Source organism: Streptomyces sp. PA03-5A, from assembly GCF_033792725.1.
Lineage (GTDB): Bacteria > Actinomycetota > Actinomycetes > Streptomycetales > Streptomycetaceae > Actinacidiphila.
This window is the reverse complement of record NZ_JARAVL010000051.1, coordinates 23141-43764: the sequence shown is the minus strand read 5'-3', so window position 1 is coordinate 43764 and position 20624 is coordinate 23141. Positions and strand designations below refer to the sequence as shown.

General features: G+C 70.3%; 17 protein-coding genes and 1 tRNA gene. 5 read left to right on the top strand and 13 right to left on the bottom strand.

The window, feature by feature from the left end; translation table 11 throughout:
• Positions 1-61: 61 nt before the first annotated feature.
• Complete coding sequence (locus PV410_RS40105) at positions 62-1156, bottom strand: LLM class flavin-dependent oxidoreductase (protein ID WP_500331423.1); 1095 nt, start codon at positions 1154-1156, stop codon at positions 62-64.
• A gap of 67 nt (positions 1157-1223) precedes the next feature.
• Positions 1224-3077, bottom strand: coding sequence for a putative bifunctional diguanylate cyclase/phosphodiesterase (locus PV410_RS40100; RefSeq protein ID WP_500331421.1), 1854 nt, complete (start codon positions 3075-3077; stop codon positions 1224-1226).
• A 315-nt stretch (positions 3078-3392) separates the two neighbouring features.
• Here PV410_RS40100 and PV410_RS40095 point away from each other — a divergent pair, with 315 nt between their 5' ends.
• Positions 3393-4643 carry a M6 family metalloprotease domain-containing protein gene (locus PV410_RS40095; protein WP_500331433.1) on the top strand — a complete coding sequence of 417 codons (1251 nt, stop codon included), beginning with the start codon at positions 3393-3395 and terminating at the stop codon, positions 4641-4643.
• 4 nt (positions 4644-4647) lie between these two features.
• On the top strand, positions 4648-5880 hold the full coding sequence (locus PV410_RS40090) for a M6 family metalloprotease domain-containing protein (protein ID WP_500331420.1): 1233 nt from the start codon (positions 4648-4650) through the stop codon (positions 5878-5880).
• 71 nt (positions 5881-5951) lie between these two features.
• Here PV410_RS40090 and PV410_RS40085 read toward each other — a convergent pair.
• The 7 genes from PV410_RS40085 to PV410_RS40055 all read right to left on the bottom strand — a co-directional run bounded on the left by PV410_RS40085 (position 5952) and on the right by PV410_RS40055 (position 12116).
• A tRNA-Lys gene (locus tag PV410_RS40085) sits at positions 5952-6024 on the bottom strand.
• 53 nt (positions 6025-6077) lie between these two features.
• Positions 6078-6626, bottom strand: a complete 549-nt coding sequence (locus PV410_RS40080) for a bifunctional DNA primase/polymerase (RefSeq protein ID WP_500331418.1) — start codon at positions 6624-6626, stop codon at positions 6078-6080.
• A gap of 112 nt (positions 6627-6738) precedes the next feature.
• Positions 6739-7110, bottom strand: coding sequence for a DUF8844 domain-containing protein (locus tag PV410_RS40075; protein WP_499512035.1), 372 nt, complete (start codon positions 7108-7110; stop codon positions 6739-6741).
• 76 nt (positions 7111-7186) lie between these two features.
• The gene (locus PV410_RS40070; protein WP_500331416.1) at positions 7187-8512 is read right to left on the bottom strand and encodes an AAA domain-containing protein; all 1326 of its coding nucleotides are present in this window, start codon (positions 8510-8512) and stop codon (positions 7187-7189) included.
• Positions 8509-10068: a hypothetical protein gene (locus PV410_RS40065; RefSeq protein WP_500331414.1), complete on the bottom strand. Its 1560-nt coding sequence runs from the start codon at positions 10066-10068 to the stop codon at positions 8509-8511. The genes PV410_RS40070 and PV410_RS40065 overlap by 4 nt, the downstream gene beginning before the upstream one ends.
• The gene (locus tag PV410_RS40060; RefSeq protein ID WP_500331412.1) at positions 10059-11153 is read right to left on the bottom strand and encodes a hypothetical protein; all 1095 of its coding nucleotides are present in this window, start codon (positions 11151-11153) and stop codon (positions 10059-10061) included. The genes PV410_RS40065 and PV410_RS40060 overlap by 10 nt, the downstream gene beginning before the upstream one ends.
• Positions 11154-11231: 78 nt before the next feature.
• Entirely contained in the window at positions 11232-12116 is an 885-nt protein-coding gene (locus PV410_RS40055; RefSeq protein WP_500331411.1) for a phosphatase PAP2 family protein, read from the bottom strand.
• A 260-nt stretch (positions 12117-12376) separates the two neighbouring features.
• Here PV410_RS40055 and PV410_RS40050 point away from each other — a divergent pair, with 260 nt between their 5' ends.
• The gene (locus PV410_RS40050; protein ID WP_499512030.1) at positions 12377-13060 is read left to right on the top strand and encodes a TetR/AcrR family transcriptional regulator; all 684 of its coding nucleotides are present in this window, start codon (positions 12377-12379) and stop codon (positions 13058-13060) included.
• Positions 13061-13154: 94 nt separating this feature from the next.
• Here PV410_RS40050 and PV410_RS40045 read toward each other — a convergent pair whose 3' ends face one another.
• Both PV410_RS40045 and PV410_RS40040 read right to left on the bottom strand, forming a co-directional pair.
• Positions 13155-14651: a cellulose binding domain-containing protein gene (locus tag PV410_RS40045; protein WP_500331409.1), complete on the bottom strand. Its 1497-nt coding sequence runs from the start codon at positions 14649-14651 to the stop codon at positions 13155-13157.
• Positions 14652-15185: 534 nt separating this feature from the next.
• Positions 15186-15551 carry a hypothetical protein gene (locus PV410_RS40040; RefSeq protein WP_500331407.1) on the bottom strand — a complete coding sequence of 122 codons (366 nt, stop codon included), beginning with the start codon at positions 15549-15551 and terminating at the stop codon, positions 15186-15188.
• Between the two features lie 327 nt (positions 15552-15878).
• Between PV410_RS40040 and PV410_RS40035 the strand changes: the two genes are divergently transcribed.
• Together PV410_RS40035 and PV410_RS40030 are read left to right on the top strand one after the other, a co-directional pair.
• Positions 15879-16904, top strand: coding sequence for an HNH endonuclease (locus PV410_RS40035; protein ID WP_500331405.1), 1026 nt, complete (start codon positions 15879-15881; stop codon positions 16902-16904).
• 796 nt (positions 16905-17700) lie between these two features.
• Positions 17701-18699, top strand: a complete 999-nt coding sequence (locus tag PV410_RS40030; protein WP_500331403.1) for a hypothetical protein — start codon at positions 17701-17703, stop codon at positions 18697-18699.
• Between the two features lie 250 nt (positions 18700-18949).
• On the opposite strand, the gene PV410_RS40025 is transcribed toward PV410_RS40030, so the two are convergent.
• Both PV410_RS40025 and PV410_RS40020 read right to left on the bottom strand, forming a co-directional pair.
• Positions 18950-19543, bottom strand: coding sequence for a P-loop nucleotide/nucleoside kinase family protein (locus PV410_RS40025; RefSeq protein WP_500331401.1), 594 nt, complete (start codon positions 19541-19543; stop codon positions 18950-18952).
• The gene (locus PV410_RS40020) at positions 19513-20271 is read right to left on the bottom strand and encodes a GntR family transcriptional regulator (protein WP_500331399.1); all 759 of its coding nucleotides are present in this window, start codon (positions 20269-20271) and stop codon (positions 19513-19515) included. The genes PV410_RS40025 and PV410_RS40020 overlap by 31 nt, the downstream gene beginning before the upstream one ends.
• Positions 20272-20624: the final 353 nt, after the last annotated feature.

Sequence of the window (20624 nt, the reverse complement as noted above, 5' to 3'; positions counted from 1 at the left end):
CCAGGCGTCGCTGGGCAGGCGGGCATTTGACGACACGGCCTAGGGCCCGGACCCCGCGGGGTCAGGCGCCGCCGGGCAGGCCGTACGCGTCGGCGATGAGCTCGTAGGAGCGCAGCCGCGCGGCGGGGGTGTGGGCGTTGGCCGTGATCATCAGCTCCTGCGCACCCGTGCGCCGCACCAGCGCGTCCAGGCCGTCCCGGACCGCGTCCGCCGTGCCGTGCACCACGTTGCCGAGCCAGGCGTCCACGAAGTCCCGCTCGGCCGGGCTGAACTCGTACGCCTCCGCCTCCTCGGGGGTGGGCACCAGGCCGGGGCGTCCCATGCGCAGCCGCAGCATGGCCAGGGCGCCGCTGAGCACCTGCCGGCGGGCGTCCTTCTCCTCGTCCGCCGCCAGCGCCGCGACGCCGATCAGCGCGTACGGCTCGTCCAGCACCTCCGAGGGCCGGAAGGACCTGCGGTACATCTCCAGCGCCGGTTCGGTGTTCGCCGCGGAGAAGTGGTGCGCGAAGGCGAAGGGCAGCCCGAGGACCGCGGCCATCCGGGCGCTGAAGGTGCTGGAGCCGAGCAGCCAGATCGACGGCCGCGCGGCGGACTGCACGCCGCCCGGAACGGTGCCCTGCACGGGACCGGGGATGGCGTGGATCCGGGCGTAGGGGTGGCCGTCGGGGAAGTCGTCGTCCAGGAAGCGGATGAGTTCGGACAGCTGCTGCGGGAACTCGTCGGCGCCCTCGTTCAGCCGGTCGGTGCGGCGCAGCGCGGCGGCGGTGGCGCCGTCCGTGCCCGGGGCGCGGCCGAGGCCGAGGTCGATCCGGCCCGGCGCCAGGGCCTCCAGGGTGCCGAACTGCTCGGCGATGACCAGCGGCGCGTGGTTGGGCAGCATGACGCCGCCGGAGCCGAGGCGTATGCGCTCGGTGTGGGCGGCGAGGTGGGCGAGGATCACGGCGGGGGAGGAGGACGCGACCCCGGGCATCGAGTGGTGCTCGGCGACCCAGTAGCGGTGGTAGCCGCGGGCCTCGGCGAGCCGGGCCAGCGTGACACCGGCGGCGAGGGCGTCCCCCGCGGTCAGTCCGCTGCCGACGCCCGCCAGGTCGAGGACGGAGAGCGGGACGGGTGCGCTGCCGAGGGTGGTGCCTCGTACCGGGTCGTTCGTGTCCACGTTCCTGCGTCGCCTCCTGCGGCCGGTTCCTCGTCTACGGCAACGAGCAACCGGAGACCGGCTGCGGCTATTCCCCGGGGCCGGAACCGGGGGCCGGGCCGTAGCCGCGCAGCGCGGCGATCCCCTCGGGCGGCACGGGCCGCGAGTACAGCCAGCCCTGCCCGGTGTCGCAGCCGATCCGGCGCAGCCGCTCCGCCTGCTCGGCGTTCTCCACGCACTCGGCGGTGACCGTCAGGCCGAGCCGGTGGGCGAGCTGCACCAGCGCCTCGACGATCGTCTCGTCGGCCGGGTTGGGGTGCAGGCCGTCGCGGAAGCCGTGCACGAAGCTGCCGTCGAGCTTGAGCGCGGAGACCGGCAGCCGGCTGAGGTAGGCGAGGTTGGAGTAGCCGGTGCCGAAGTCGTCGATGGCGATGCGCACGCCCATCTCCTGCAGGGCGTGCAGCGCCTGCAGGGGCCGTCCGGCCGAGCCCATCACCGCCGACTCGGTGAGCTCCAGTTGCAGCAGCCCGGCCGGCAGCCCGGTGTCGTCCAGGATCTCCGCGACGTCGGCGACCAGGTCGGAGTCCCAGACCTGGCGCACGGCGACGTTGACGCTGACGAAGATCGGGTCGTCGGGCCAGTCCTTCTGCCACTGCCGCGCCTGGCGGCACGATTCGGCGAGCACCCAGCGGCCGAGCTGGACGATGGAGCCGTTCTCCTCCGCCAGCGGGATGAACCGGTTCGGCCCGAGCAGCCCGAAGTGCGGGTGCTGCCAGCGCACCAGGGCCTCCACCCCGCGCAGGCTGCCGCTGCCGAGCTCCACCAGGGGCTGGTACTCCAGCGTGAACTCCCCGCGCTCCACGGCCTGCCGCAGGGTGCTGGACAGCGCCTGCTTGGTCATCCGGTGGGCGTTGCGCTCGGGGTCGAAGAGCGTCCAGCGGGCCTTGCCGTCGGCCTTGGCCCAGTACAGCGTGGTGTCGGCGGCCTGCATGATGCCGGTGGCGGTGGCCCCGGCGGCCTCGCGCTCGACGACGCCGATGCTCGCCGAGACCGCCAGCCGCTGCCCGGCGAGGTCGAACGGCAGCTGCAGCGCGGTCAGTACGGATTCGGCGAGCCCGGTGGCCTGCCCGGTGCCGGTGGAGTCCTCGACGAGGACGGCGAACTCGTCGCCGCCCAGCCGGGCGACGAGCGTCCCGCTGCGCCCGAGCCGGCCCGCGCAGTCCGACAGCCGTCCGGCGACGGCCTTGAGCAGCCGGTCGCCGACCCGGTGGCCGAGGGTGTCGTTGATGGCCTTGAAGCCGTCGAGGTCGAGGTAGCACAGGCCGATCCGGCCGGTGCGGCTGTCGGCGCCCTCCAGCGCGGTGGCGAGGCGCTCGAAGAACAACTGCCGGTTGGGGAGCCGGGTGACCGGGTCGTGCATCCGCAAGTGCCTTAGCTGCTCGCGCAGTTCACGGGTCTCGCCCAGGTCCTCGACGGACAGCAGGACGCCGCCGGGCACGGGCACCACGACGACCTCGGCCCAGACCGTGCTCCCGTCCGGTCCGCGGACGGGTCTGGTGCGGCGCAACTCCCCGCGCCGGCCGGTCAGCACGTCCTCGTACTCGGCGTACTCCGGGCTCTCCCCGAGCGGGGGGACCTCGCCGCCGGCGCCGGTGAGGCCGACCAGCTCCGCCGCGGTGCGGGCGGTGAGCAGCACCGGGTCCGCGCCGAGCAGCGCGCCGAGCGCCGGATTGGCCTCGCGCACCCGGCCGTCGGGACCGACCAGGGCCATCGGCAGCCGGGCGACGTTGAAGGCGGCGCGGTAGTCGCGCACCTCCGAGGCCGGACGTTCCGGGGCTGACCGTTCCGGGGCCGAAGCGTGACGTTGAGTGACCGTCGTGGCCGCCGCCTCGGGCTCGAGGTCCGGGCTTCCCGAGGGTCCGCCCACCGCTTGCTCCCGCATAGGTGTCGTCTCGCACACATGGTCGTGGAGGAATCGAATGACCGCCAAGAGGCGGCGTTCATGCTGGAAATGTGCCGATCATAGACGTTGGGGAATTGCCGCGGCCACCGCCGTCGTGGTGATTCTCGGCACGTGGGATGCGATCTTGATCATTTGTGATTGGCCGCTGAATTCCATTGATCGCTTTTCGTCACTCATTACGCACTGTAGTGATCGGACGGTAACCCGGGCGGCGCAGCACAACAGGGCAAAACATAGCAAACCGTAGCAGCGTGATGTGGGTGTCCCGACCCCGTACGGGAGGTCCACGTGCCGCTGTCAGGGCTACCCAAACGTGCGCATCGGCGCTTCCGCCGGCGCGTCCGCGGGCATGCCCCCGACGGGCTCCGGGCGGCCGTCGCCGCCGTCAGCGTCTTCGCGGCCGTCGTCGCGTGGACGCTGGTCACCGGCCCCGCGGCCGGGGGCTCCGACTCCTCGCTGTGCGCCCTGCCGCGGACCCGGGCACACCACTCCGAGGGCGTCAGCGCCTGGAACACCGCCTACCCGCGGGCCCGTGGCGACGTTGACGCGCTGATGGTGTTCCTGGCGTTCCCCGACGCCGCCCCCACCATCAGCCCCGGCGAACTGGCGGCCGATCACTTCCCGGCCACCGCCGACTTCTTCGCCCGGGCCTCGTACGGCACCTTCCGGCTGCGGCCGCGCATCCTGCCGCACTGGCTGCGCATGCCCGCGGCGTCCACGGCGTACGGCATCGGCCGGGACTGGAGCCCCGCCCTGCGCGCCCGCTACCTGCGGGACGCCGTGGTGGCGGCCGACCGGGAGGTGGACTTCTCCCGGTACGGGGTCGTCTACCTGGTGGCCGACCCCGACGCGCCCGGCGTCGACCCGGACGCCACCAAGGTGGTCAACCTGGGCAGACCGGTCCGTGTCGACGGTGCGGACCTGCACCGCTTCGTCACCGTCTTCGAGGGCCACCCGCCGGACGTCAACGTGCTCGCCCACGAGACCGGGCACGCCTTCGACCTGCCCGACCTCTACTACCGGCCGCCCCAGGGCAGCAACGCCGACTGGGACACCCACGTCGGCGACTGGGACCTCATGGGCAGTCAGTTCGGGCTGGCCCCGGACTTCTTCGCCTGGCACAAGTGGAAGCTGGGCTGGCTCGGGCGCTCGCAGGTCCGCTGCGTCACCGAGGGCGGCACCCACACCTTCCGCCTGAGCCCCGTCGAGCAGCGCGGCGGCACCAAGCTGCTGGTGCTGCCCGCGGGCCTGGACGGAGCCGTCGCCATCGAGGCCCGCGCCGCCCTCGGCAACGACCGCCTCAGCTGCGGCCAGGGCGTCCTGATGTACCGCGTCCGGGCCGACGTGTCGTCAGGCGACGGCCCCGTGGACGTCATCGACGGCCACCCGGGCAGCGGCGACTGCTGGGAGTCCTCGGTGTACCCGCCGCTCGCCGACGCGCCGCTGCGCAGCGGGGAGACGTACGCCCTCGGCCGCTCGGCGCACGTCCACGTGGCGGACCGCCACTCCGACGGGTCCTGGACCGTCCAGGTCACCCAGGGCTGAGCCGATGCGAGGACCCCGGGCGCTCGCGGTCCTGGCATCGGTGCTCCTCTTCGCGGCCGGCAGCACCGCCGCCACCGAGGGCGCACCCGCAGCGGCCCCGCCGGCCGACCGTCCCTGCGCGCTGCGCGCCGCGCCGGGCGTCACGATGTCCGAGGGCTTCGGGGGCGCGGACGGGAGCGAGTTCGCCCGCGCCACCGGCGAGGTGCGGGCGCTCACCCTGCTCGTCGACTTCCCGGACAAGCCCGCCCCGTACAGCGCCGCCGAGCGCTACCGCGAGTTCTTCCCCGCCGTGCGGCACTGGTTCTACCGCGCCTCGTACGGGAAGCTGCGCTACGTCTCCACGCCGGTGCTGCGCTACATCCGCATGCCGAAGCCCTTCACGTCGTACGGGATAGGGCGCGGCTACGGCTGGCGCACGCACACGGCCATGATGCGGGACCTGCTGCGCGTCGCCGACCGGAAGATCGACTTCTCCGGGTACGACCTGGTCAACGTCCTCGTCACGCCCAACGCCGGGCCGCCCGCCGAACAGGCCGTCCTCTCGGTGACCTGGACCGGCGCCTCGGCCGCCACCACCGACGACGGCACGAGCCTGGACCGGGTCTCCCTGGTCTACGGCCACGACCAGTCCGGCGCGCGGGTGCTCAGCCACGAGAACGGCCATGCCTTCGGGCTGCCCGACCTGTACTCCGTCGAGGACTTCGGGCACACCGACACCCTCGCGGGCCAGTGGGACGGCATGTCCCTGGACTGGGGGCTGCAGGGCGACCTCTTCGCCTGGCACAAGTGGCGCCTGGGCTGGCTCGACGACTGGCAGGTCGTCTGCGTCCGGGACCCGGGCGCCCGCTCGGTGCACCTCACGCCGGTCGAGGTGCCCGGCGGCCGCAAGGTGGCCGTCATCCCCCTCGGCCGGACCCGCGCGTACGTCATCGAGGCGCGCGCCGCCCGCGGCAACGACAGCGAGGCCTGCCGCGAAGGGGTGCTGATCTACCAGGTGCGCACCGACGTCGACTCGGGACACGGACCCGTCACCGTCGAGGACGCCCATCCGCGCACCACCGCCTGCGAGTACAGCAGCGCCACCTTCAACGCGCTCAACGACGCGCCGTTCTCCTCCGGCGCACGCTTCACCGACCGCGGCCGCGGCCTCACCGTCGACGTCCTCGGCCGGGACCCGGACGACGAGGGCTGGACGGTGCGGATCACCACCTCGCGCCCCCTGTGGGACGGCCCCTAGGCCATGGCCCCGACATGACGAAAGGCGCCCTCCCGATGGGAGAGCGCCCAGGTCAACGGCTGTGCCGTGAGTGCGCCGCCAGGGACTCGAACCCCGAACCCGCTGATTAAGAGTCAGCTGCTCTGCCAGTTGAGCTAGCGGCGCTCGCTGACGTCGTAGAGATTAGCATCCGCTTGCGGGCGGGTGAAAATCGATAATCAACCGGCCTCCGCGCGGGCCGCCCGGACGCAGGCCCACAGCAGGACGTCGGCCCCGGGGAGCCAGGGGCGGCGCGTGTCGGGGGCGACCAGCCAGCGGGAGCGCCCGTGGCCGGTGTCGCCGTACGGCGGGGGCAGCGCCACCGAGTCCCCCTCGCCGTGGCAGAGCACCGGCGGCACCGTCAGCCCCCACTCCTCCCAGGTCAGCAGCCCGGGGAGGCGTGCGGCGGTGCCCGGCTCGGCGAGGAGCAGCACCCTGCCGCGGAGCATGGCGGCCGGGCCCGAGCCGGGGCCCGAGGACCACAGCTGCTCCAGGACCCGGCGTCCGAACAGGGCCGGCAGGTTCACCGCATCGAAGGCCGTCCCGCAGGGCAGCACGCTGGGCGCCGTGGGCCGTGCGGACCACAGCGCCCGCACGCTGCGCGGGAAGGCGCTGGCGGAGGCCAGCCAGTCGGCCCCGTCGGGGGTGGGGTACTGCGCGTACGGATATGGGTGGGAGGCGGACTCCGGCACGCCCCCCGGCCATGTGTGCCACTGCCAATCACTCATGACCCATACAACTACCGTGAGTGAACGTTTCGCTACGCGACATCGCCCGAAGGCCGGACACGCCCGCCATGTGTCGGGTACCTTGCCCCGAACGCATATGCCAGGTGCGTCGTCAGGACAGCGCTGCGTCCCCGCCCCGCATCAGGCCCTCGCCGAACTCGATCATCCGCTTGGCGTAGTCCTCCGACCAGCCCGCCTGCGCACCGATGGCGGCGGGGGTCAGCCGGTCGAACCGCTTGGGGTCGGCGAGCTGGGCCGCTGCTATGGCCTGGAACTCCGTCGCCCGGTCCGCGGCCGCGCGGAAGGCGAGGGTGAGCTCCGTGGAACGGGCCAGCAGCTCCCGGGGGTCCTCGATGGACTCCAGGTCGAAGAAGTGCTCCTCGTCCTCGGCCAGGGCGGCGGGCTCGAACAGCAGCTGGGCGGGTTTCAGGCGCGGGGCGGGCTGCTTGCCCGCCGCGCTGTGAGCCGACTGCGGCTCGGACATGAACGTACCTCCAGGATCGTCAGCGCCTTCCATTGTCCCGCCCCGCGCAAGAGTGCCCCGGGCGACGGCCGGCGCGTTACGGCCGCCAGGCCACGCGGTGCTCGGACAGGTGGGCCAGCACGGCGTGGTTGGCCTCCCAGCCGTCCGGGAACTTCACGGTCACCCCGAGCTGGACGGGCTCCGTCGAGGGGTGCTCGTCCAGCAGCTCCGAGACCCCGGCGCGGCACACCACGATGCACGCGTGCCGGTGGCGCGAGGCCAGCACGCACAGCCGGCCCGTCTCCAGGTGGAAGGCGGTGGCGTCGGGGCGCCCCGACAGCGGGTGGAGCACCACGGTGACGTCGAACTCGCGGCCCTGCAGCCGGTTGGCGGTGTCCACGGTGACCCCGGTCACGCCCAGGTCGGCCAGCGCCGCGCGGACCGCCGCCGCCTGGTCGCGGTGGGCGGTGCCCACGGCGATCCGGTCCGGGCCCACCGGGGCGGTGCCCTGCTCGGAGACCGCCACGCCGCCGCGGTCCAGCAGCCGCCGTACGACCAGTGCGACCGCGCGGACCGCCTCGGGGTCGGTCCGCGGGGTGCGCCGTGCGGGCAGCTCCAGCAGGCCCCAGCCGGACGCCGCGGCCTCGTCCACCACCCGGTCCGGGCCCGAGCCGTCACCGGGCACGCCGAAGGAGAGCCGCCGGTCACCGTGGTCGGTGCCGCTGCGGAACGGGGTGTACGGGTAGAAGGCGTCGGAGACCAGCGGCGCGGCGGAGGCCGGCAGCCGCCAGGAGACCGGCAGCCTGTGCTGCGGCAGTCCCGGGTTGTGGGCCAGCAGGGTGACCACCGCGCTCGCCGACGGGTCGTAGCTCAGCCCCGCCCACTGCTCGGCGCCGACCACGCTGAACGGATCCAGCTGGCCCGGGTCGCCGACGAACAGCGCCCGCTCGAACAACCCCGCCACCTGCAGCAGCGCGTCCGAGCGCATCTGGTAGGCCTCGTCGACGATGGCGTGCCGCCAGGGCTCGGTGTCCTTCACGAAGGCCCACTTCGCGGCGGTCGCGATCACCACCTTGGCCCCGGCGAGGTCGGCCGCCTTGCTCGACTTGAGCACGGCCTCGTGGCGGTCGAGCACCGGGTCCGGGGGCGAGTCGCTGCCGTGCAGCCGGCCGATCGGCAGTCCGGGTTCGGCGGTGGCCAGCCGGTCCACCAGGTCGTCCACCTGGGCGTTCGTCTGGGCGACCACCATCAGGGTCTCGCCCGCCGCGACCAGCTCACGGGCGGCGCGCACCACCAGCGTGGACTTGCCCGCGCCGGGCGGCGAGTCCACCACGACGCCGCGGTGCGTCCCGTGCAGGGTGTCGTGCAGGATCCGCTCGGTCGCGGTGCCGGCCGCCCGGGCGGCGTCGCTCACCGGGCTCACAGATAGTCCTCCGTGGTCGCGGGGTCAGGGCTCTCGGCGACGGCGGCCGCGGTCGTGCCCGCGGTCGTGCCGGCGGTCACGCTCGCGGCCGCGGTGCCCGGGGGTCCGCCGTGCGTCCACGGGGTGTCCTCAGGCTCCGGCAGCCCGGCGCCGCCACGCGGCGCGTGCTCGAACAACGTCCAGCACACCTCGTCCCCTTCCTCCGGCACCGTGCCGGGCTCGGGGACCTTGCCGCGGCCCATGCCGTTCACCACCCGCAGGAGCACCGCACCGGGCCCGGCCCACTCCACGAACTGCGCCTGCTGCGTACGGCCGTCCGTCAGCGCGCGGTAGAGCTTCGCGTCCTCGTCCAGATGCGGCCGGTCCTGTGTGAGGACCGTCACCAGCGGGCGCGGCTTGGGCACCTTGCCCTCGCTCATCGCCATCTCCACCCGGACCACCCGGCCCGCGAAGGCCTCGCCGGCCAGTCGGCGCCCGGCCATCACCAGCGGGTCGTCCAGCGCTTCCTGGGCCTCCAGCCGCACCTGGGCGGTCTCCCGGCCGGCGAGCTTCTGCGCCGCCGACACGGCGTCGTCACGGCGGGGCTGCGGCGGCTCCCCGGCGCGCACGCGGTCCCGGTGGGAGGTGTACGACCAGCGGTCCCGTTTCCAGCGGTCCGCGACGCGGGCGCCCTCGGGCAGCTCGCGCAGCAGGTCCAGTGACCGCCACACCGCGTCCCAGGTGGGGCGCATCTGGGCGGCCAGCAGGCGGGCGATGTCCTCGCCGGCCCCGGTGATCCCGGCGTCATAGCGGGCGGTGGCCGGGGCGAGCACCGTGTTGTCGAAGACCGGGTCCGTCGCGGGGCCGGCCGGCGGGAACGTCAGCAGGCCGTCCGGGCCGCGGTGGGACTCCGCGCGACGGGCCGCCTCCATGCCCGTCATGCCGTCGGTGGGTTCGATCCAGGCCAGCAGGGCGCCCAGGTGCTGGTCCTCGAGGTTGCTCTGGCCGGTCGCCCAGTGCCGGGTGAGCAGTTCGGTGGCGGACAGCAGCAGCGCGGAGCCGGGGGTGCGGGCGCGTTCCCCGTAGTGGGTGAGCCAGCGGCCGAGCAGCGGCACCCGGGCGGGGACCGGGTGCGGCTCGTCGGGGTCGTCCTCGGCGGTGCGGCGGAAGCGGGTGGAGCGGCCGAGCAGGCGCACGTACTCCACCGCGGGGGTGTTCGCGACCACGATCTGGGGTGCGTCGGCGCAGACCTCCGACTCCTCCCGGTTGCGGGTCGCCGGCTCGGTCTCCGTGTCGTCCGCGTAGGACTCCAGGTAGGGCAGCACGACCTGCGCCAGTTCGGCCAGGAAGGCGAAGCGCAGATCGCGGTCGCGCGGCTGCGGCACCGCCAGCAGCCGGGGCTCGTCCCGGTCGGTGCCGACCAGGGCGCCCAGCGGGGCGCCTACCTCACCCGCGGTGGTCAGCGGGACGAGGACCAGCGGCCGGTCCGACAGATGGCGGTGGCGCACCGTCGCCAGCGGGGTCGCCCGGCCGGTCGCCATGGCCTCCGCGCGGGCCAGCACCGAGATCAGCGACATCCCAGCGCCTCCTCCCGCAGGGCCTGCGCCCGCCGCAGCGCGGCGACCGCGGGATCCGCCGGATCGCCCTCGGTGCCCAGCGCGGCCGCCAGCACCTGCTCCACTTCGGTCAGGGCGCCCAGTTCACCGCGCACGCCGCGGCCGAGGACCTCGACCGCGCCGCAGGCCCGGGCCTGGTCGCGGCAGTGGAAGGACAGCTCGCAACTGGCCAGGCACTCGGGCGCGTACGCCGCGGGCAGCAGGTCCACCGCATCGGAGAGCTCCGCGGCGGGGCGGGTCGCGGTCCGTCCGTCGTCGGTGAGCCGCAGGTCGAAGGTCGTGCCCTCGGGGAGGGCGGCGGCGATCTCCTCGATCCGGGTCAGCCGGGCCAGCTGCCGCCGGGTGACCGCCAGTTGTTTGCGCACGTCGACGAACTCGGCGGCGGGCAGGTTGGAGAAGTCCTTGGGGCACACCAGCAGCACCCGGTGCTCCGGGGTGCCGAACCCCAGCCGCTCCAGCGCCAGGACGTACACGGCGGCCTGGCGGGCCGCCGCGCCGACCTTCACGGCGTCCGCGGAACCGTCCAGGATCGGGAAGGACTTGACCTCCACCACCGTCCACGAGCCGTCCGGCCGCACGGCGATGGCGTCCGGCTCGAGGTAGACCGGGGAGTCGGCGACCTCGAGCACGAGCAGGGGGTGGTCGAGCAGCGTCCACCGGCCCGCCGCGGTCGCCTCCTTGAGCGCGAGGCGGGTACGGGCCACCCGGCCCTCGGGGCCCGGGGCGGACAGATCGGGCAGCACGGCGTCCGCGGTCTCGGGCGCGCTCAGCAGGCGCAGCAGCTCGGCGCACCCCGCGGCCTTCACCCGGGCCTCGAAGGCATGGCCCCGTACGAACGCGAACTGCGACTGCCCGAAGGGCGCGGGGTTGCCCAGGACGCGCGCCACCGCCGCCTTGTCCACGCCGGCGGCGTCCAGCAGCGCCCGGCGGCGGCACCCGGGGTTCGCGGCGAGCGCCGCCAGGGCGCGCGCGTCCATCGGGCGCGGCACGGTCGTCGGGCCGCGCAACGCGGCCAGCCGCTCTCGCAGATCGTGCGTAGTGCTCACCCGGGCAAGTCTCGCACCCCCCACCGACAACGCGGGCCACAATGCGGAGGCCGCGGGTCCGCGACCTCCGCCGGAGGGTCAGCGCCGCGGTTCGACCGCGGTTCCCGGCAGGAACCCCACGTCCGCCGGGGCGACGTCGCGGGAGGTCGCGACGACGGTGGAGGAGGCGGGCCGCGGCGTCGCGAACCGGCTGCGCGCCCCGTCGCGTATGAGGTCCACCACACGCAGCGCGGGCCGCGCCAGCAGGAAGCCGATCCCCATCACGGCGATCCCGGCGAGGGCGTCCAGCAGGTAGTGGTTGGCGGTGCCCATGACCACGAGGGTCGTGCCGAGGGGGTAGAGGACGCCCAGGGCGCGGACGAAGGGCGTGCGGCCATGGCGCCAGAGCATGATGCCGCACCACAGGGACCAGCCGACGTGCAGGCTCGGCATGGCCGCGTACTGGTTGGTCATCCCGCCCAGCCCGCGCGGCGCGCTCGCCTCCGCGCCCCACCAGCCGTACGAACCGTACTGCGCCATGGTGTCGACGAAGCCGTGACCTGCGGCCAGCAGCCGCGGCGGCGCGGTCGGCATGAGCGTGAAGCCGATCAGGCCGACGAGGGTGGACATCAGCAGCCATGTGCGCGCGAAGCGGTAGACGGTCGGCCGCCGGCGCCACAGCCAGACCAGCACCAGTGGGGTGACCAGGTAGTGGAGCGAGGCGTACCAGAAGTCGGCGGGAACACCGAGCGACCGGTAGCGGCTGAAGAGGGAGTTGAGTGAGCGCTCGGGGTCGATGCTGAGCGCGCGTTCCAGGTGGAGTATGGCGATGCCGTGGTCGACAGCCCGGCCCACGTCGCCGCGTACGAGGAGGCGGCCCGCGGTGTAGAGGCCGTAGACCACCGCGATCAGCGGTAGCTCGGTCCACCAGCGGAGCCCGCCCCGGTAGGCGGACGCCCGTGGGGCGGTGGTGCTCATCGTCATCCGGCCGTTCTCCCCCCATCTCTCCCATTGAGAGTCGCTTCGATCTACCGTACGACGTACGCTAGGCAACCCGGGCAGCGCCCCCGACTATTCCCTTCACCACCGATTCGTCCTGGATTCACGGAGCCGTGCTCGGGAAGACGTGCGAAAAGACGCCCCGCTTCCTCCCCGGGTTGCCCGGGAACGCGGGAGAATCAAGGAAACCGCTCGACCTTCCGACCGCTCGCGCACGATTCCCCCCGACCGGACACACATCCCTCATGACTGTCACCCCGCCGGCCCGCTCCCCACGGCGCCGCGTCCCCCGCAACACCCTCAACCCCGACCGCATCCTCGACGCCGCGGTCGGGCTCCTCGACCGCCACGGGCCCGAGGCCTTCACCATGCGCGTGCTCGCCCAGGAGCTCGGCGTCGCGACCATGGCCGTCTACTCCCACTTCAAGGGCAAGGACGAGATCATCGACGCGGTCAACGAACGGCTGCTCGCCGAGATCGAGATGCCCCCCGGCTCCGGCGTGCCGCGCGAGCAGCTTATTGAACTCTGTGTCGGTGTGTACCGGCTTTTCAGTGAGCATCCCTCCGCGCTGCAACTGCTGACGAGCCGCCCGCTCCGCGGCGACGAGGCCATCGCCGTCATCGACCGGATGCTCTGCCTGCTGATCACGGCGGGACTGGACCCGCCCGCCGCCGCGCGCGCCCAGGTGGCGCTGATGCAGTACACGGTCGGCGCCGCCCTGTGGGTGGTGCGGCGCAAACGCGCGGAGTGCGAGGAGGCCGAGGCCGGGCTGCGCGAGAGGATCCGCAGCCGGCTCGCCGACCTGCCGCCGGACAGCTACCCCTCGCTCGTGGGGCTGGCCCCCGAACTCGTCGCGGCGCAGCAGTCCGGCCGCGCGCAGTATGAGGCCGGGCTGTCCGCGCTGCTGGACGGCCTGCTCCGCTCCTGAGCGCGGCGCGCACGGGAGCGCCCCGGCCGGGGCGGGGTGTGAACTGCCGGCCGGGGGCGCCCGTGTGGGGGGAGGGGGATGGTCGCGTGCGGCCTCAGCCGCCGTAGGACGCGAGGGCCTTGGAGAAGGCGCCCGCCTCCTGGAGGATCGAACTGCACGTCGCGTCGGCGACGTTCTTGGCACCCCCGGGGCACTGCTTGTCCCGCGTGCCCGACCACATCGACAGCCAGCCCAGGCCCTTGGACCGGGCGAAGGTCACCAGCTGCGTCGCGTCGTCGACCCTGAAGACCTCCGTGGTGACGTCGTTCACGCCGATCATCGGGGTGACCGCGACGGCCTTCCAGGCCGCGGCGTCCGACAGCCCCAGCACGCCCTTGAGCTGTCCCTGGGTGGCGGTGGCGGCGTCGATCGCGTAGCCGCCCATGTCGCCACTGAAGGAGGCGCCGTAGTCCATCGCCATGATGTTGACCGCGGTGATCCGCACACCGTGGGACCTGGCGTCCGCCAGCAGGCCGACACCGTCCTGGGTGAGGCCGGTCGGCATCACCGGCAGGGTGTAGGAGATCTCCAGGCCGCTGTGGCTCGCCTGGAGCTGCGAGACGGCCTGCGCCCGGCGGGTGTTGGCGGCCGTGTTGGCGATGGCGCCGCCCTCGACGTCGAAGTCCACCTTGGTGAGCTTGTAGGTGTCGACGACCTTGGCGTACGCCGCGGTCAGCGCGGAGACCGAGGAGCAGGTCGTCGCCAGCTCCGAGCCGGACGCGCCGCCGAAGGAGACCCGTACGTCACCGCCCGCCTTGCGCAGGTCGCCGATCTGGGCCGCGACGCCGTCGTTCGCCAGGTCGCTGACCCCGCCCCACTTGGGCGTGCAGCCGCCGCCGTCGGTGACGAAGGCCAGGTTGTACTGCTTGACGCCGGTCGCCCGGGAGTGGGCGAGCAGGTCGAAGGCCGGGTAGAGCGAGGTGTCGACGTACGGCGCGAAGCCTGCGGAGGACGGCGAGCCGGTGCCCGAGGTCGGACTCGCGGTCGCGGTCGGGGTCGCGGTGGCCGTGGGCGAGGAGGTCTTCGTGGGGGTGGCGGTCGGCGTCCTGGTGGGGGTGGCGGTCGCCGTCGGGCTCACGGTGGCGGTGGGGCGCCCGCTGGGGGAGGCGGTCACGCCGTCGTCGACGGAGCACTTCACGTCGTTGATCCGGCAGTTGACCGGATCGCCCGCCTTCGCGGCGGACTTGGTCACGAAGCCGAACTCGGCCGTCTTTCCCGCGGCGATGTCCTTGTTCCAGCTCGCGGGGCGCACGGTCACGTGCTGCCCGGACGCCGTGTAGGTGGCGTTCCAGAGCGAGCTGATGCTCGTGCCCGCGGGCAGGTCGAACTTCAGCGTCCAGTCGGACAGCGTCGCGTTCGAGGAATTGGTGATCTCGTACTGGCCGGTGTACCCGGTGCTCCAGTCGCTGGTCTTGCTGTACGCGGCACCGACGGTGGCGGCCTGGGCCGAGCCCGCGAGCGCGAAGGCCCCGGCCGCGACGACCGCGCCCGCGGTCACGCCCCCGAGGAGGGCGACCTTGCGGGTGGGACGACGACGATGTGAGTTCCTCATGAGGCCGCACGCTAGCGATGCCGATTCGGACAAATGCCCAGTTCCGTGCGGGCGTTCGACTTCTTATGGCGCGCTTAAGATCAGGCTAAGCAGTGCCTGAGGCAGGGGGTGTCGCTACCCGTCTATGGCCTTCGGCAATGGACTTCAGTGTCCGTGGTAGTCCAGGAGCGACCGGATGATGCTGCAGCCGGTGGCTCCCCCTGTGGCTCCCCACATCGAACAGCTGTAGAGCACATGGCGTTGGGAGTGATCACCCAGTGACCACCGCGTAGTGCCGGGGGTCCGCGGGCCCAGGCCGTGATTGCGGCCATGTCGCACCGCAGCATGGCCTCTTCGTCCCGAACGCGATTCCCACCCCCCCGTGACCTCCATGCATGCCCGGCGAACTGCGGCTCTCGCCCCTTGCTGTCCGCCCCCGTCCAGCACAGATCGTTGCTGGCCTACATGTGTGGCCCCCCCGCCTGGCTCCCTCGCGACAGAAGGTAGGTGAGAGTGTGGGCTGGCACCCCGAAGGCACGTCGCAGAGCCTGGTGGTCAGAAGATGTTCCGGTTCCGATGCTGATCTTTGATCTCGCGAAACTCTTGACGGGCCTCCCCGTTGTCCAACCCGCCGTCCATGCGCAGGAGCAGATCCAAGACCGCATCACGGGTCTCAAGCGACCCCTTCCACTTCTGCTGGGGCTTCAGCCAAGTGTCGAGCGCCGTCAGAGAAGCCACCAGGACCGATAGGACTGGGACCCAAGCCACCAGCCAGGTTCCAACACCGCCAGAAAGGTTCTGTCCAGCGGCAACGATTGCCGACGCTGTGATCAAGATCAAACGAGACAAGTAGTAGGTAGAGCCGTACACGTACGCGGCGCGATGGCGAGCCTGCACGTAACTGCGCACCATGTCGCGCATCGGTTGCTCCGTTGGCATACCCGCTCCCCCTCCTGGCGTCCTGAGCAACAGTCTGGCTGCGCACGATCGACTGGGGGATCCATATGGCGGGAATCGGAACCCCGGTTTTCACGACCGCACGCTTCCACGACCAAACAGCCACCTGACCTGCGACGGCGTTGATCAACAGGGCTCTAAGCGCAACTGCCTGGCCGCAGGTTGGCCGCAGCACTTGGAAGACGCCCCTCGCAGTCGCTCCACTCACGTGTGAGCAGACGGCAGACCCGATGGGAGTCGGCGAGAACGGTTGCCTAACGGCATGTCAGTGGTGACGCCTACCCTTCCACCATGCGTAAAGGTGCGATCACCCGAGACGGTGTCCTTGCAGCCATAGCTGAGTACGACGAGTTGGGCCGAGACAGGTTCCTGTCCGAGTACGGGTACAAGCCGGCTACCGGGTACCTTCTCGTGTACCAGGATCGGACATACGACTCGAAGGCCATCGCCGGAGTGGCGCACAAGTTCGATCAGGGCCGAGCGTTGGGGTGGACCGAGTTGAGTGGGGGAAGGTCACACGCTGCCAAGTGGCTGGACCGACTGGGCTTTGTGATCCGCTCCGCGCGGAGTCCCGACTGGACGCGCGACGAGATCATCCTCGCCTGTGACCTGGCAATGGCCAACGGCTGGAAACGACTGGAATTCAACGACCCGCGCGTTATCGAACTCTCCGCACTACTGCAGACGATGCCGATCCACCCTGTCGAAGACCGTACGGAGCTGTTCCGGAATCCCAACGGTGTGGCTCGCAAGACTGCCGACATCACGTCCCGGCACCCGGACTACCGTGGAAAGCCCACGAACGGCAACGCGCTCGATGTCGAAGTCATGAACGACTTCCTTGCCCGGCCTGCCGAGATGGCAGAGGTAGCCCTACGCATCCGGCGCGGACTCACCACAGGCGAGTTTCAGGATCTGCCCACAGAGGCCGAGGAGGAAGACGACTACAGCGCGCCCGAGGGCAGGTTGTTGATACGCCTCCACAGGAGCCGCGAGCGCGATAAGGGGCTACGCAAGCGGAAGATCGACGCAGTGATGCGCCAGGGCCGCCGGCTCGCCTGTGAGGCATGCGGCTTCGACTTCGAGGCAACATACGGCCCGCGGGGCGCTGGATACATCGAGTGCCATCACGTCGTGCCCTTGCATGAGGCTGGCGAAGGGCGAACCAATCTCAGCGATCTCGCCCTGATCTGCGCCAACTGCCACCGGATGATCCACCGACGTGCGCCGTGGCCCACACCCGGCGATCTCCGAAACCTCATCGCGGAAACAACAGACCGAAGTCTGTCAGGCCCGGACGCACGCGTCCGGGCCTGACAGACGCTGACCGATCCAGCCAGAGCCGCGGGCATGGGCTTTCCCGGACACAGCGGCGTGGGCGGCCAAGGACGGGGTCCCTGGCCGCCTAGCGTCCGCGGCTTGCGTCGCCATCTGATCCGTAGGCGAGTGCACACAGCACTCCAGCAAGCGCTAAGCGCACATGCACGGTCGCGAAGCAGCCCCTAAGAGCATGATCAGTTCTTGGATGCTCACTTGTGTACGTGGCCGTTGATGTCAGCCGCTGATGTCAGGCCTTGCTCGTCGAGCGCACATGCGGCCAGCGCTACGCGCGAATCGCCGTAATCAGGGCAGCAACGGCGCCGATCACACCCGCGATGGGGGTGGCGACCTCTAGGAGTCGGTTGACCCACCGCCGGGTGTCACCTGTACGCTCCCGCTTGGGTGGGCTATCAAATTCCATTCTTGCTGGTCCTCCAATCGATGCGAGCCGTGAGGTGTGGCGCCGGACGGCTCATGCACGTAGAGGCCCCGCTCCTGTCCGTGAGACAGGGCGGGGCCTTTCCCATCGTTCCGATCCAAGCCCGTCCGGACCTGAGAATGCGAGCCAAGCGGCCACTTCCGTCAACTCCCGGACACCATAGACACAGTTGACCTAGGCTCTCTGCTCTATCGGTGGACGATGCCGGACGACACCGGACGAGTCCGGACACAGAGCGGACAGGGGAGCCTCATGGATGTAGCGGGTCAGCTTCGCGAACTCCGCACCCAGGCAGGCGCACCCTCCATCCGTACCCTTGAAAGACTTATCTCCAGACAGGGCAGGCAGCACAGAATGGCCCGCTCGACAATTCAAGAGAAGCTTTCCGGACGCAGCTCACTGAATTTGACGCAAGTGCTCTCAATTGTGGAAGCACTCGCAGAACATGCCCGCTTGAATGGCAACCCGCTACCACCGAATGAAATCGACCAGGCGGTATGGCGAGAACGCATAGTCGCATCACCCGAAAGGCAGCCAGATACTAGGCGCGTTGATAATCTTGATTACGCGGCGCCAGCACTTGACTGGAATGTTGAGCCACTCAAATATGCCCACATGAACGACCTAGTTGCCATCATGCAAGACTCCACAGCCCTACCAGTGGCCAGGTGGCTACCAAAGGTATTGCGCGGCATGATGCAGGCAGAAATGGACATCACTGGTTTCCTCAAGAAGGCTGCACAAGACACCCCCCTCAACGTGGTTCAAACACTGACATCCCTGGAGGATGAATTTCCTCCGACCGACCAAGTCGGATGGACGATCACAGAAAATAACATGACCGTCGGACCTCTCCTAAGGTATGCCGCCGACGGTCACGGCCGAAACGCTACGCCCGCCATTGTCGCAGGGCTACGACGCTCAAACCTCGGCCACCTCGTCAATGATTTTCTAATCAGGCTGGCATCAGGGTATACGCCTGCAAATCTCTTGGCCATCGTGGACCATCTTCGCTCAGCCGCCCTAAACAAAGACGCGGAGCGACTGCTTGGCTTCATTGGCGGCCATCGACCGGCCGCTCGATTCGTCGACACTCTCACTAACTTTCAAAAGGGTGGGAGGATAGGCGATGCGGAGAAAATACTAAAAGGCGTCGCCGCGGAAAACTGGTATCGAGCACGGGGGATCGTGGAAGTGCTTGAGAATTCGTCAGCACCACACGAAGTTTTTCGACAAGTAGCTCTTGGCGTGCCCTGGGGGAAGCATTCAGAGTATGCACAGCACCTTGAAGAGGCAGGCCTCAAACAATTTGCGGCACTGGTGCAGAAGGTTGCGACAGAAGCCCCGTTCTAATACTTCGACTGAAGCTCGCGGTCTTGTCGGAGTATGGCTTGGGCTGCCTCTTACCAGCCCTGTACCGTCCGTAGGCTCCACGCCAACAACTGTCGAGGCACTGCTCCAACGATCTTCTGCCGACTCCGCCCGTGACCACGGGAAGAGCGATCGGAGGGGCAAAGGCCGCCCATGCGCGTCGGCGGCAACACGATCGACCCCGCGCACCGGACGGGGCTAAGGCCCCTCCTGTACGTCTGTCCTGTTAGCGTCAGAAACCAGACGCTTCCAACGCTGCGATTACGGCTGTTGGGTCGCCGTCGTACAGCACGTGTGGTTCCTCTGCCGTGGGAGGGATGAACCGGCGGCGGTAGCGCTGCAGGTCACTCTCGGAAAAGTAGATCGAGTTGGGATCGTCCGCATGGAACTCGTTCCTCTTGCTGATCCTTGCCCACAATTCGTCATGAGTGGCAGCCAGAAAAACGAGTACAGGGGTCGCGCCAGCGTCGGCGGCGATGGCGCGCCATCTGGCTCGGTCCTCGGGTGTCCAGAAACCATGATCAACGACGACATCGTGCCCCGCCTTGAGTCGTTTCCGGAGCTCGACAGTGACGTCTTCGAGGACCGGCCGCTCAAGTGCGGGGAAGGTCCCCCGGGGGAAGTCCACTCCGTAGACTCCATGCCGTCGGTACATCTCTTCATCTGGGCACAGTCGTACGAACCCGCGAGCGGTGAGCACGCGGGAAAGGGTGGTCTTGCCAGAGCCAGGGAGTCCAGCCATCAGGACGCAGAACGGCGAGCGCGAAGACGCTGCAAGCGCCTCCCCTCCAACCGTCACGACGTGACCTCCGACTCTGTGCGCCATGTCCGGCCAGGCCCGCCGAGGTCCACTCCGTATTCCACGGTGTTGCCCTCGCTGTCGACGAACTTTGCTGTCATCACGACCACCGGCTCCGCTACCGGATTATCGGGGTCCAACTCCAGGAGCAGTGAGTACTCCGGCGTCAGTCGTCGGGCCGAGGCTGTGTCGATGCGGTGGCTGATCGGGTGGCCAGTCGCTTGAGCGATGAGTTGAAGCGAGGTTCCGCCTGTCAGACGCTCACTCCTCGCTAGCTGAGGGATCAGCTTGCTGTAGTACGCGGGAATCCACGACGTGCTGTGAGCGACGATGCCGTGCCGGTCCCTGTACACCCGGCTACGGCGTACAACGTCCGAGCCGGGTGCAATGTCCAGTGCTTGCGCCACTTCAGCAGGCGCGGGCACCACCGCCGCTTGATGTGAGTCAGACCTCTCGCCTGCTCCCCAGCTCGACCCGGTGCGGCGTCCGCGGTCCTGCCGTTGAGACCCCGAAGACATTGGAGCCGGCTGGTCCATGACTTCAGTGCCAATGCCGTGGATGCCTCGGACGAGCCCCTCAGCGCGCAACTTGCGTAGGGCCTTCTCGACTGTTGCGGTGCTCACCTTCCACTCTTCCGAGAGGTTTTTGATGCTCGGCAAGAGCGTTCCTGGCTGGAGCTGACCTGAGGTGATCAGCTCCATGTAGTGGGCGGCAATCTTCGCGTACGGCGCCCGATTGTCGGCCTGGCCTGCCATGTTGCCTCGCTCCTGGTCGTCACTTCCCTGAGGTTCCCTAGCTTACCGCTTGACACCGCAGGGAACCCTAGGGAACCTTAGGGATGTACCTGTTGACCGATGACCGGTCAACGGGTGCCGGACCTCAATGCGCCCTGCTTCAGGGCCCATTCGGGGTCAAGGGGCCCGGGACAGAGCGGGCCGAGGGACCCGGACCCCTGGTCAACCGGAGGGCTGAGAGACCGAAAGGTCACGTCTCCACACGCCTGCAACGGGAGCGCGCTCCCGAAGGAGACAGCGACACGCACGTACGACCCTCCGCAGCTCTGCTGCTGCGGCCCGTTGCCTCCGCTGCTCGTCTCGTACGAGCAGCG